Origin of the sequence: Lacunimicrobium album, from assembly GCF_052161635.1 — a bacterium.
GTDB lineage: Bacteria > Planctomycetota > Planctomycetia > Planctomycetales > Planctomycetaceae > SXPC01.
Genome location: NZ_CP197413.1, coordinates 2,204,924 through 2,217,582, shown reverse-complemented (window position 1 = coordinate 2,217,582; position 12,659 = coordinate 2,204,924). Strand labels below are relative to the sequence as shown.

Below are 12,659 nucleotides of genomic sequence, written 5' to 3'. Positions count from 1 at the left end.
GAATATCATGTAGCGGAAAAGAGAAGAAATGAGTCGATTTCACTTTCCTGCGTGGGTGAATACCTTGTTGCCAGTGATGGCGGGTGTCATCGGAGTGGGAGCGATCTACGCGACGGGGTTGCTGGCGTACGCCGTGCATCCGTTAACCACCGATGTCGGCTATCGTCCTGAGCAACCCATTCCATTCAGCCACGCATTGCATGCGGGCAAGCTGAAGATGGATTGCCGGTACTGTCACACGACCGTTGACAAGGCAGCGTTTGCTGCGATTCCACCGCTGGGGACCTGCTGGAACTGTCACGCTGGTAAGTCAGCTGATGGTGCTGCTCCGACGGCGGTTTCGGTTCACACCGATTCTGCCAAGCTGCAGCCTCTTCGCGATGCTGTTACTAATGGTCAGCAGTATGCGTGGCGTAAGGTTCACGATCTGGCTGACTTTGCTTACTTCAATCACAGCGTCCACGTGAACCGCGGCGTGAGCTGCGTCGAGTGTCACGGCCGGGTCGATACGATGGAAGTTGTTGAACAGAAGAAGACGTTGTCGATGGGTTTCTGCCTGACCTGCCACCGCGATCCTGCTCCGCGACTTCGCCCTGTTGATCAAGTCACGAATCTGGCCTGGGCCGCTCCTGAGGGCAAGCCGGAAGCGGATGCCATTGGAGCCGCTCTGGCGACTTCGCTGGCGATTCACCCGAAGCAGAACTGCTCGACCTGTCACCGATAATGCCATTGTGAGTTGATTGACGGTCCGCACAGCGGACCCTACAAGACGCAAGACAGCCCCATCGCACATTTCCTCCGACATCTGTCGGGGTTAAATATCAGACGAGAAGAGAGAATCGGACATGAAGTACTGGCGAAGTCTCGATGAGCTTGAGAAGACGCCCGAGTTTGTCGACCACCTGCATCGTGAGTTCCCGCAGGCTGCTTCCGAATTCCCGACGGATGTTTCGCGTCGTCAGTGGCTGCAGTTGATGGGTGCTTCGATCGCGTTGTCGTCTGTGGCTGGGTGCCGCTGGGAAGACGAGAAGATTGCACCGTTTGTCAATCGTCCTCAGGATCGCATCCCAGGCGTGCCGGTCACCTATTTCTCGATGATGGACCGTGGCGGTTATGCACAGCCGATCCGTGTCACGTCGATGGACGGTCGCCCGATCAAGCTGGATGGCAACCCGCTGCACCCATTCGGCACGACTGGTTCTGACTCTTTCGTCCAGGCGACGATTCTGAACCTGTACGATCCAGACCGTATTTCACGCGATCCGCAGACTGGTCGTCAGCTGCGGGTTTACAGCCCGAGCGTCACCAATACGCTTCGATTCCGCGATGGCAAAGTCAGCCCATCGACCCCGAAGACTTGGGGTGATTTCGAAGAGTTCGTCGGCAAGCTGAAGATCGCCGTTGGTAAAAATCAGGGCCTGAGCTGTGCGGTTCTGGCGGATGTCAGTTCTTCGCCGTCTCGCGCTCGACTGAAAGCTGCCCTGCAAGCCAAGTATCCACAGCTAGCTTGGGTTGAATACTCGCCAACGACCTCGACCAATGATGTGATTGGTCTTGAGCAAGCGTTTGGTCAGCCGGTTCGTCTGACTTACGACCTTGCGAAAGCCAAGACGATCGTCTGTTTTGATGCTGACCTTTTGGGACATCATCCTGGTTATGTTCAGCAGACCAAGGGCTGGGCGACCAAGCGTGCTCCTGAAGACGGCGAGATGAGTCGCGTTTACGCGATTGAAAGCCAGTTTTCTCAAACCGGGATCGCAGCAGACCACCGTCTGCCGGTGATGTCGAGCAGCATTCCTGCTCTGGTTAAGACTCTGTCTGGCCTGGTTGAGTCACTCAACGGGAATGCCTCTGCTGAACTGCCATCGGGCAATGCGACAGAGAAACTTCTGGCATCGATTGCCAAGGATCTCGTCGCCAGTAAGGGGACGAGCGTCGTTGCTGTGGGTTCACAACATGCTCCAGAAGTTCATGTCGCCGTCGCGGCTTTGAATAATACGCTGGGGAACTTTGGTCAGACGATCAACTTCGTCGAAGAGCCGTTGATCAGCGTTGCCAAGCAAGACGATGCCCTGCCTCAGCTGGTCAAAGCCATGCGAGAAGGGACGATCAAAGAGCTGTTCATCCTCGGCGGCAACCCTGTCTACGATATGCCAGTCGATTACGATTTCGCTGGTGCCCTGAAGACGGTTCAGTTCTCGATTCACCTGTCTCAATATGAAGACGAGACCTCCCTGGCTTCGAACTGGCACTTGCCACAGGCTCACTCACTGGAAGCCTGGGGCGACGGGATCTCTTATGACGGGACCGTCTGTCTGCAGCAGCCGCAGATCATGCCGCTGCATCAGGGGAAGAGTGATCTGGAAGTGCTGTCGATGCTGATCGACGATGCTCCGAAGGATGGCTTCGATATCGTTAAAGAAACGATGAACAGTGTCTACAATCTGGACGACGCTGGCCTGAAGAACGCGATTCATCAGGGCTTCGTGGCTGATTCTTCGAAAGCAGTCACTGCGACACTCGCCGGGAATGTTGCCACGACGCTGGCCAGCTGGGCTCCGGAAGTCATCGATTCTGCTGATCAATTCGAGCTGGTCTTCACTGAGTCGGACAGCGTTTACGATGGCCGATTCGCCAACAACGGCTGGCTGCAGGAAGCTCCTGCATTCGTCACCAAGGTGACCTGGGACAACGTCGCGATCTTCAGTCCGAAGACGGCTCGCGAGTTCAAGGTCAAGGATGGTCAGATCGTCGAACTGTCGCTGCGTGATCGCAAGTTGAAAGTGGCGGTTGCCATCGTTCCAGGGCAAGCGACTCACTCGATCGGCCTGGCTCTCGGGTATGGTCGGACTGCTGCGGGACACGTTGGTGGTAGCGACCTGGATGGGGTCAAGCCGGTTGGTTTCAATGCCTACCTGATCCGTCCATCTGATGCGTCTTCCTTCTCAACTGGTCTGAAGATCACTGCGACCAGCGAAAACTATCTGATCGCCAAGACTCAAGATCACTGGGCGATTGATACGGCTGGTATGAAGCAGGTCGCCGGTCAAGTGGGGGCTCTGGTTCGTGAAGGAACGCTGACCGAGTACGAAGAACACCATGACTTTGCCACTCACCGCGTTCACGTTCCGCCGCTGGAATCGCTGTGGAAGGAATTCGAGTACACCGAGCCTTATCAGTGGGGGATGTCGATCGATCTGGCGAAGTGCACGGGCTGTAATGCCTGCGTCGTCGCCTGCCAGTCGGAAAACAACATTCCGATCGTCGGTAAAGATCAGGTCTCTCGTAACCGCGAGATGCACTGGCTGCGAATCGACCGTTACTTCACGACGTCTTCAGAGTCAGCTCACCACGAAGGTGATCATGATAACGATGCCGATCCGATCGAAGCACTGTGGAACGATGAAGGTCAGGTCGCGATTGCCTCTCAACCGCTGCCTTGTCAGCAATGTGAGAATGCTCCCTGTGAGCAGGTCTGCCCCGTTGCGGCGACTGTTCACAGCGAAGAAGGCCTCAACGATATGGCGTATAACCGCTGTATCGGAACACGTTACTGCGGTAACAACTGTCCGTACAAGGTTCGACGCTTCAACTATCTGTCGTACACGAAGCACCTGTATCAGCCAGAACAACAGCTGGTTCAACTGGTCTTCAATCCGGAAGTCACTGTCCGTAGCCGCGGGGTCATGGAGAAGTGTACTTACTGCGTTCAGCGGATTCAGAACGGCAAGATCACAGCGAAGAACAATCTGGCCAAGCTTGGTCGCGATGTCACTTACGAAGACCGCATGGCTGCGATTCCCGATGGCATGATCAAGTCGGCCTGCCAGGAAGCCTGCCCAGCGGATGCGATCGTCTTTGGGAACATCAAAGACCACAGCAGTCAGGTCTACAAGAACCACACGAATCCACGTACCTACGCGATGCTGTCGGAACTCAACGTCAAGCCTCGTACCCGTTACATGGCTCGCGTGAAGAACCCTCATCCGGATCTGGAAGCCTCTTATTACCTGCAACCACAGGCTCACCACGGCGGCGAACATGCTGCCGGCCATGGCGAAGGTGATGGAGATCACGCCCACGACCATGATCATGACCACAGTCACGATCACGACCATGATCACGATGACGCAGCCGCCAAGTAAGCCTGTTTTCGGATATTGATGCTCAATGCAGTTACCGGATGCGGTCGAAAGACGGCATCCCTGAGAGAATAAGAATACTGTTTGGAGACACCCCTTGAGCCGATGGCTTGAGGCTGAACCAGTAAAGAAGTCGAGACCCAATGGCCACTACTACTTTGACTCCGTACGACGAAGTCCGTGAGACGCCAGGACATCGCTTTCCGATTGTCCTGGGAAATAACACGTACCACTCTGTGACGGAGAAGATCTGCCGGATCGCTGAGGATCCGAAGGTCAATACGTACTGGCTGATCTTCCTGATTATTTCAATGGCGCTTGCCAGTATGTTTGTCTCGTGCGTCTTCTACCTGTTTTTCACAGGGGTCGGCGTCTGGGGTAACATGAACCCGGTCTTCTGGGCATGGCCGATTGTGAACTTCGTGTTCTGGGTCGGTATTGGTCACGCCGGTACGCTGATCTCCGCGATTCTCTTCCTGTTCCGTCAGAACTGGCGGACGAGTATTAACCGGGCTGCGGAGGCGATGACGATCTTTGCGGTCGTTTGTGCTGGTATTTTCCCGGGGATTCACATTGGTCGTATCTGGTTCGTCTACTTCCTGTTCCCTTACCCGAACACGATGCTGATGTGGCCTCAGTTCCGCAGTCCGCTGCTGTGGGACGTGTTCGCGGTTTCGACTTATGCGACGACCTCTCTGCTCTTCTGGTACATGGGGATGATCCCCGACTTCGCGACTTTCCGTGACCGTGCCAAGAGCCGGGTTCGACAAGTTGTCTTCAGTGTCCTGTCTCTGGGTTGGACCGGGTCTGCCCGTGGCTGGCACCGCTATGAGCGTGCTTACCTGCTGCTGGCTGCGATGGCAACGCCTCTGGTTCTTTCGGTGCACACGATCGTGTCCTTCGACTTTGCTGTCTCTCAGGTTCCTGGATGGCACACGACGATCTTTCCTCCCTACTTCGTCGCGGGTGCGATTTTCTCCGGTTTCGCGATGGTGCTGACGCTGATGATTCCTGTCCGGGCGATCTTTGGCCTGCAGGAACTGATCACGGTTCGTCACCTGGAGCACATGTGCAAGATCATCATGCTGACCGGAACGATGGTCGGTTATGCCTACGGCATCGAGTTCTACATTGCCTGGTACGGCGGTAACCCTTACGAAGGTTTCGCGTTCTACAACCGTGCCTTCGGTCCTTACTGGTGGGCTTACTGGACGATGATCAGCTGTAACGTCATCAGCCCTCAACTGTTCTGGATCAAGTCGATCCGCACCAATCCGATCGCGATCTTCATCATCTCGATTTTCGTGAACATCGGAATGTGGTTCGAGCGTTTCGTCATTACGATCACCTCGCTGAGCCGTGACTACCTGCCGTCCTCCTGGGGTTACTTCGTTCCGACCTGGGTCGACATCATGATGCTGGTTGGAAGCTTTGGAATCTTCTTCACGCTGTTCCTGTTGTTCCTGCGATTGATGCCGATCGTTGCGATGGCGGAAATCAAGAGTGTGATGCCAATGCCAGGTGATGGCGATGGAGCTCATCACTAGTTCGTTGTGCGTGAAGTGTTCCTGTTTGAATTAGAGCTCGATACGAGATTCACTGGATAAAGACTATGGCGATCGTTGAATCAGATGAAGTGGCCAAACCGCCTGCTGCTCAACCGAAACTTGTTTCGGTCCTGGCGGAGTTTGCCGGCCCTCGTGAACTGATGCATGCTGCGGAAAAGATCCGCGATTCGGGCTTCACGAAATGGGACTGCTTCACTCCGTTCCCTGTCCACGGCATTGATGATGCCATGGGAACCAAGCGGACGAAGCTGCCGTTCATCGTGCTGTGTGCTGCCATCTGTGGTGGGACGACTGCGATCGCGATGCAGTGGTTCTGCAACGCCTACGATTATCCGTTCATGATTTCGGGCAAGCCGTTCTTCAGTCTTCCTTCGAGCATGCCGGTCGTGTTCGAGTTGTCGGTCCTCTTCTCAGCTTTTGCGACGTTGTTCGGCATGCTGGGACTCAACGGCCTGCCTCAGCTGTATAACGCCTTGTTCAAGGTCGACAATTTCCGCAGAGTCACTGATGACAAGTTCTTCCTCGGTATTGAAACAACCGATCCGAAGTTCAACGTCGATCAAACTAAGACACTGCTCAACAGCCTGCACCCAGTCTTGATCGAAGAATGCTGGGACAGCGGTGAAACGCGAGCTATTCCGTCGATCTTCTTCAAGACCCTGGCGATGCTCGGGCTGCTGGCGATCGTTCCAGTCGTCATGGTTGCTCAACTGCGTGCCCTTCCCTCGAACCTGCCACGTCTGCACGGTCAATGGGATATGGATCACCAGCCTAAGCTGAAGACACAAAAACACTCTGAGCTGTTCGTTGATGGTCGTGGAATGCGACTGCCAATTGCCAATACGGTCGCTTATGGCGAACTGAAGACAGATCGCTCGTTCTACAATGGGCTCCAGGGTGGTGCTGCTTCTGCAGAAATCACTGATGCGATGCTGCTGCGTGGGGCCGTCGCTGCTAATGGGGAGCCGGTTAACAACGGTAGTTTCCCGTGGGTGACAGAGTTCCCTCTGGAAGTCGACGAGCAACTGATGGCTCGCGGACGGGAACGTTATGGCATCTACTGTGCTCCCTGCCACGGTTACGAAGGGGACGGAAACGGACTCATTACTCAACGTGCGATGGAATTGACCGGTAATGGTCGCGGTGCCTGGGTCAAACCGGTTTCTTATCACAGCGATCCGATCCGTATGCAGCCAGTTGGAAAACTGTTCAATACCGTTACCAACGGCCAGGGACGTATGCCGGGCTATGCCTCGCAGATTCCCGAGAAGGATCGCTGGGCGATCGTCCTGTACCTGAAAGCTTTGATGAAGAGCCGCGATGCCTCTCCGGACGATGTTCCGGCAGACGTCAAAGCTCAATTGACGCAGGCTCCGTAGTGACTGCGGACCGAACCTCGCGAACGAAATTTCTGACGACACAACTCACTGTTTGAAATCGATAGAAACCGTCACATGGCACATCATCATCCTGTGAAACTGGACGCAGAGACCGTTGGTAACTTCAACGATCTGGGAGAAGCTCCAGAGCGAACAGCACTGATCGTCGGCGTAATCGCGATCGCGGCTAGTGCCTTCCTGTCGGCATTCTCGGCAGTGAACTGGCAACACTTTCTGTTCACCTACCTGGTCAACTTCTGCTACGTCCTGACGTTCAGTCTGGGGGCGTTTTTCTTCATCGCGGTGCAATTCGTCATCCGTGTCGGCTGGAGCGTGGTCGTGCGACGGATCATGGAAGTCGTCTCACTGGGTGCCCTGCCCTGTGCGATTCTCTTCCTGCCGTTGCTGGCTGTCGTGTGGTCTGGTTACACGGGCATGTGGCCTTGGAACGATCCTGCTGTTGTTGAAGCTGACCATCTGGTCGGTCGTCGCGGTGGTTGGATGAACCCGACAATGTTCACCCTGCGGGCGGTCTTCTACTTCCTGGTCTGGGTGGGGATGACCCGTCTGATTTTCAAGAAATCAACCCGTCAGGACGTCACCGGCGATCCGAAGATCACCAATCAGATGGAAGGCTGGGGGGCGCTGTGCATTTTCCTGTTTGCAACGACTGCGACCTTTGCCGCCTTCGACTGGATTGTCTCTCTGGATAAGGTCTGGTTCAGTACGATCTTCGGGGTGTACTTCTTCGCGGGCTGCCTGGTCGGGTTTTCATCACTGACGAACCTGATCGTTCTGATTCTGCTGAAGACTGGTAAACTGTCCCCCAATGTTGTCACGGTTGAACACCGTCATAACCTCAGCAAGGTCATGTTCTTTGCGACCTGTTTCTGGGGTTACAACGCGTTCTCCCAGTATCTGCTCTACTGGTATGCGAACATTCCGGAAGAAACCGGCTGGTTCCTGATTCGTGAAAAAGGGGGCTGGGGCTTTTTAGCCTATGTTCTGATCTTTGGTCACTTTGCGATTCCGTTCCTTGGGATGATGTCTCGTGCGGTCAAGCGGAATGCGAATCTGATGATCTTCTGGTGCTGTTACATGCTTGTGATGCACTGGCTGGATCTTTACTGGCAGATCATGCCGAACATGTCACCTGATTTCATCCCGTTCGGGATCACGGAAGTTCTGGTTCTGGTTGGAATGGTTGCCTTTGTCTTTGCTGGGGTGATGTGGCAGGCTGGCGGTACTCCGCTGGTGGCGATCAAAGACCCGCGACTGGACGAATCGATCGCTTTCCACGACATCTAAGCGGGGTGTCAACAGGTTAAAGCCTGTGTTCCCAATGACTTAAACAAGACATTTTGTCACACGTCTACAATCTTCCACTGCAGGTATCGGCCATGGCCAAGTATGATGATCTTGATATGTCGATGATCACGGTGACGGGGATCGTGTCCTCGATCCTGACGTTCATCATTATCATCGCCGTTCAGGTGATGTACCACGATTACTATCAGTCTGAGTTCCAACGCAAGGAAGTCGATACACCGATCGCGACCTCCAACGCGATCATTGCCAATCAGAAAGAGAACCTCGAGAAGTACGCCTGGCTGAGCGACGACAAGTCGAAGGTCGCGATTCCGATCGAGAAAGCGATGTCGATGACAGTCGCTCAGTATTCCAAGAAATAAATCAATTCACACAGACAGGAATGTCTGTGCCACAGGACCGAAAATGTTTCGCATGCTGCTCACAACCTGTCTGATGTTCATTTGCCTTGTGCAAATGCCGCAGATGGTGTGCGCCGATGCGGCGACAGAGTATGCCCGCCCGATGCCGAAAGTCGGTGTGACGGAAATGAAGGGTGAGTTCTTGCCGATGGACCAGGGGTTCATCGACGAGAAAGGTCAGGTCGTCCGGCTGAAAGACTTCTTCAAGGCTGGTCGTCCGGTCATCGTGTCTATGAATTACTCCACCTGCCCGACGCTGTGTGACACACAGCTGGGCGGACTGGCTAATGTCATCGATCAGATGAAATGGCATGCAGGCGATGAGTTCATTGTTGTCAGTGTCAGTTTCGATCCTAATGAAACTCCTGAGCAGTCGATGACCACCAAGCAGAAATACATGCAGATGGACGCTCACGCCAAGAGCCCTGATTCTTGGAATTTTCTGACTGGCAAATCGACCGGGATCAAGCGTCTCGCGGATGCCTTGGGCATTCAGTACGAATATGTTGGCCAGAAGAGTGCATACGCCCACCCGGCTGTGATTGTTCTCTGTACGCCAGATGGACACATCTCACGATACGTTTACGGTGTTGATTTCCCGGTGCTGGATCTTCAGGACTGGATTGAGCTGGCAGCCAAGGGCGAGATTGCGTCAGACGACAAAGCTGGTGCGTTCGATTTCGTCATGAGCTGTTTTTACTTCGACGAGAAGGCTGGCGTTTACACCGCTGAGGCCTGGATCGTCCTAAGAGTCGGTGCCATCCTGTTCGTTCTGGCGATTGTCGGTTTGACTTATTACTGCCACCGACTTGTGAAACTGGCGGAAAAGAAGCGACAAACCCAGCGAACGGCTTCCGTGCCATTCCTGTCTGAACCGGCCAGTCGACCAGCCGGCTGAAAACAAATAATTCCCATTGATATCAAGCGATTCCATCAACTCGGGTGACCCGACACGGGTTTGAAATCATCAGGTTAAGCGAATGACAACGACACTGCTGACTCTCCTTGCCAACGATGAACTCGTCCCCAAGTGGGCGAACTGGAACATGTTCCCGGAATCGAACTCGACGTTCGGGCCTGCCGTGGACGGTGCGTTCAATTTCATCATGTGGGTGTGTATTTTCTTTTTCGTGCTCGTCTGCGGGCTGATGGTTTACTTTATGGTTGTCTATCGGAGACGGACTCCGAATGACAAGATGATGAGTTCTCCGACTCACAATACACCGCTGGAAATCTTCTGGACGGTCGTCCCCTCCTTTCTGCTTGTCATCATGTTTGCCCGCGGGTTTGCTGGTTTTGTTGACATGCGAACCCCGCCTGCTGATTGTTACGACATCAAAGTGATCGCGAAGAAATGGAGCTGGACATTCCAGTATCCGGACGGGACTTCGACGAACGAACTTCACGTTCCTGTGGATACCAACGTCCGGTTGACGATGCGATCAGACGACGTTCTACACTCGCTGTATATTCCGACGATGCGAGTCAAAATGGATGTTGTTCCTGGTCGTTACACTTATCTGTGGTTCAAGGCGCTCAAGCCCGGTCAGCAACACCTGTTCTGTACCGAGTATTGCGGTCGTGAGCACTCGATGATGATCACCAAATGCGTCGTTCACCCGACTCAGCCAGATCCTAATGGCAATGAAGATGCCCTGCTGAATATGGACTTTCCTCAGTGGCTGGTCTATGCCTCTGATATTACTCGTAACAAGAACTTCATGACGGATGGCAAGTTCGATCCTGTCAAAGCAGGTGCAGAACTTTACAAGACCAAGGGTTGCTCAGCATGTCACTCTCTGACTGATCAGCGAATTGCCAACGGCGGACCGCCATGGCTGCCGCTGTCACATGCCTTGAAGACCGGTGAAGAAATCCAGCTTCAAGACGGTTCTGTGAAAGCAGATGACAACTACGTTCGCGAATCAATCTTGGCTCCCAATGCCAAACGTCGAACAGGGTATGGCAACATGCCTTCTTACCAGGGGCAGATGAAAGATCCTGAGATCGATGCGATCATCGCATTCATCAAGAGCCTCGACAAATAGGCCTTTGCCCGCATTCCTTCCAAGTATTCAGACACCGACTTTATAGATACGACGGAGCCAATCATGGCCACTGATATTTCCACGACGCCAGGCAGTCATACACAGCCTGTGCCTCCGCAGACCGAGCCAGATTACCTGCACGTTTCCAGCGGGTTTTCATCATGGGCCTTCACGCTCGACCATAAGCGTATCGGCATCATGTACCTGATTGGCGTGATGGCGGCGTTCGCGCTGGGGGGAGTGTTCGCGCTGATCTTGCGAACCGAGCTTCTGACACCTGGCCCGACGATTATTTCTGCTGACTGGTACAACCAGATGTTTACGCTCCACGGGGCGGTGATGGTGTTTCTGTTCATCATTCCCAGTATTCCGGGTGCGCTCGGTAACTTCGTCGTGCCGATCATGCTCGGGACAAAAGACGTTGCCTTCCCTCAAATGAATCTGGCGAGTTTCTATTTGTGGGTTGGTGGGGCGATCTTCTTTGTCGCTGCTCTGCTGACGGGAGGGCTGGATACGGGTTGGACCTTCTACACGCCGTATTCGACAACGACGAGTACCAGTGTGATCGCGGCCACGTTTGGGGCGTTCATTCTCGGTTTCAGTTCGATCTTCACCGGTCTGAACTTCATTGTCACCGTTCACACGATGCGGGCTCCCGGCATGAGCTGGTTCCGTATTCCCCTGTTCGTCTGGGCGATTTATGCGACGGCCATCATTCAGGTTCTCGCAACCCCGGTTCTGGGGATTACCCTGCTGATGCTGATCGCAGAACGTGCTCTGGGCCTGGGGATCTTTGACCCGAAGATGGGTGGCGACCCTGTTCTGTTCCAGCACTTCTTCTGGTTCTACTCGCACCCTGCTGTGTACATCATGATTCTGCCTGCGATGGGAATCATCAGCGAACTGATTTCGACCTACAGCCGACGTCACATCTTCGGCTATCGTTTCATCGCATTCAGCTCGGTTGGTCTGGCTCTCCTGGGCTTCCTGGTCTGGGGACACCACATGTTTACCTCCGGACAGTCGCCAGCGATGTCGGTCATCTTCTCTGCCTTGACCTTCAGCGTCGCGATTCCTTCGGCTGTGAAAGTCTTCAACTGGCTGGCGACGATGTATCGTGGGTCGATCAGTCTGGCGACTCCGATGTGTTATGCCCTCGCCTTCCTGTTCCTGTTTACGATCGGCGGTCTGACTGGTTTGTTCCTGGGAACACTGGTCGTTGACGTTCCTCTGCACGATACGTACTTCGTCGTTGCCCACTTCCACTACGTCATGATGGGCGGAACTCTGATCGCCTTCCTCGGTGGGATCTTCCACTGGTGGCCGAAGATGACCGGCAAGATGTACAACGAATTCTGGGGACAGGTCTCCAGCGTCATTGTCTTCCTGGGCTTCAACCTGACCTTCTTCCCGCAGTTCATTCTGGGAACACGCGGGATGCCACGACGTTATTACAACTACGTGCCTGAGTTCCAAAGCCTGCACGTCATGTCAACTGTCGGAGCGTACGTCCTCGGGCTCGGGTTGACGATTGCTCTGGCTGTTCTGATCCACTCGCTGATGCGTGGTAAGAAAGCTCCTAACAATCCATGGGGGGCAGCGACTCTGGAATGGCAGACGACGTCTCCTCCGCCGCTTTACAACTTCAATTACGATCCCGTCGGACGCGATCCTTACGCGTTGCATGAAATGGAATATGACGCCAGCATTGATGGCTATAAGCATAATCCTGAACTGGCTAAACTGGCTCCGGCTCACTGATCCCTGCGGTAACGGTTCGAGTACCCCCGAC

9 protein-coding genes are annotated in these 12,659 nt (G+C 54.2%); all 9 read left to right on the top strand.

What is annotated here, in order from left to right:
* The first annotated feature begins 28 nt into the window (after positions 1-28).
* The 9 genes from SH248x_RS08760 (at position 29) to ctaD (ending at position 12,628) form a co-directional block, all read left to right on the top strand.
* A complete protein-coding gene (locus SH248x_RS08760; protein ID WP_459558151.1) occupies positions 29-724 on the top strand; it encodes a cytochrome c3 family protein in 696 nt (231 codons plus the stop codon).
* Between the two features lie 121 nt (positions 725-845).
* Positions 846-4,145 (top strand): Fe-S-cluster-containing hydrogenase, encoded by a 3,300-nt coding sequence (locus SH248x_RS08755; protein ID WP_459558150.1) that lies wholly within the window; start codon positions 846-848, stop codon positions 4,143-4,145.
* A gap of 140 nt (positions 4,146-4,285) precedes the next feature.
* Positions 4,286-5,689: an NrfD/PsrC family molybdoenzyme membrane anchor subunit gene (gene nrfD / locus SH248x_RS08750; RefSeq protein WP_459558149.1), complete on the top strand. Its 1,404-nt coding sequence runs from the start codon at positions 4,286-4,288 to the stop codon at positions 5,687-5,689.
* A gap of 65 nt (positions 5,690-5,754) precedes the next feature.
* On the top strand, positions 5,755-7,089 hold the full coding sequence (locus SH248x_RS08745; protein WP_459558148.1) for a quinol:electron acceptor oxidoreductase subunit ActD: 1,335 nt from the start codon (positions 5,755-5,757) through the stop codon (positions 7,087-7,089).
* Positions 7,090-7,164: 75 nt separating this feature from the next.
* The gene (locus tag SH248x_RS08740) at positions 7,165-8,397 is read left to right on the top strand and encodes a quinol:cytochrome C oxidoreductase (protein ID WP_459558147.1); all 1,233 of its coding nucleotides are present in this window, start codon (positions 7,165-7,167) and stop codon (positions 8,395-8,397) included.
* 92 nt (positions 8,398-8,489) lie between these two features.
* Complete coding sequence (locus SH248x_RS08735) at positions 8,490-8,780, top strand: hypothetical protein (protein WP_459558146.1); 291 nt, start codon at positions 8,490-8,492, stop codon at positions 8,778-8,780.
* A gap of 43 nt (positions 8,781-8,823) precedes the next feature.
* A complete protein-coding gene (locus SH248x_RS08730; protein WP_459558145.1) occupies positions 8,824-9,717 on the top strand; it encodes an SCO family protein in 894 nt (297 codons plus the stop codon).
* A gap of 82 nt (positions 9,718-9,799) precedes the next feature.
* Positions 9,800-10,867, top strand: a complete 1,068-nt coding sequence (coxB, locus tag SH248x_RS08725) for a cytochrome c oxidase subunit II (RefSeq protein ID WP_459558144.1) — start codon at positions 9,800-9,802, stop codon at positions 10,865-10,867.
* Positions 10,868-10,930: 63 nt separating this feature from the next.
* Positions 10,931-12,628, top strand: a complete 1,698-nt coding sequence (ctaD, locus tag SH248x_RS08720) for a cytochrome c oxidase subunit I (RefSeq protein ID WP_459558143.1) — start codon at positions 10,931-10,933, stop codon at positions 12,626-12,628.
* Positions 12,629-12,659 lie beyond the last annotated feature (31 nt).

Excerpts from the sequence above, each read along its gene's own strand:
- SH248x_RS08760 (WP_459558151.1), top strand. The coding sequence starts at position 29 with ATGAGTCGATTTCACTTTCCTGCGTGGGTGAATACCTTGTTGCCAGTG.
- SH248x_RS08755 (WP_459558150.1), top strand. The coding sequence starts at position 846 with ATGAAGTACTGGCGAAGTCTCGATGAGCTTGAGAAGACGCCCGAGTTT.
- nrfD (WP_459558149.1), top strand. The coding sequence starts at position 4,286 with ATGGCCACTACTACTTTGACTCCGTACGACGAAGTCCGTGAGACGCCA.
- SH248x_RS08745 (WP_459558148.1), top strand. The coding sequence starts at position 5,755 with ATGGCGATCGTTGAATCAGATGAAGTGGCCAAACCGCCTGCTGCTCAA.
- SH248x_RS08740 (WP_459558147.1), top strand. The coding sequence starts at position 7,165 with ATGGCACATCATCATCCTGTGAAACTGGACGCAGAGACCGTTGGTAAC.
- SH248x_RS08735 (WP_459558146.1), top strand. The coding sequence starts at position 8,490 with ATGGCCAAGTATGATGATCTTGATATGTCGATGATCACGGTGACGGGG.
- SH248x_RS08730 (WP_459558145.1), top strand. The coding sequence starts at position 8,824 with ATGTTTCGCATGCTGCTCACAACCTGTCTGATGTTCATTTGCCTTGTG.
- coxB (WP_459558144.1), top strand. The coding sequence starts at position 9,800 with ATGACAACGACACTGCTGACTCTCCTTGCCAACGATGAACTCGTCCCC.
- ctaD (WP_459558143.1), top strand. The coding sequence starts at position 10,931 with ATGGCCACTGATATTTCCACGACGCCAGGCAGTCATACACAGCCTGTG.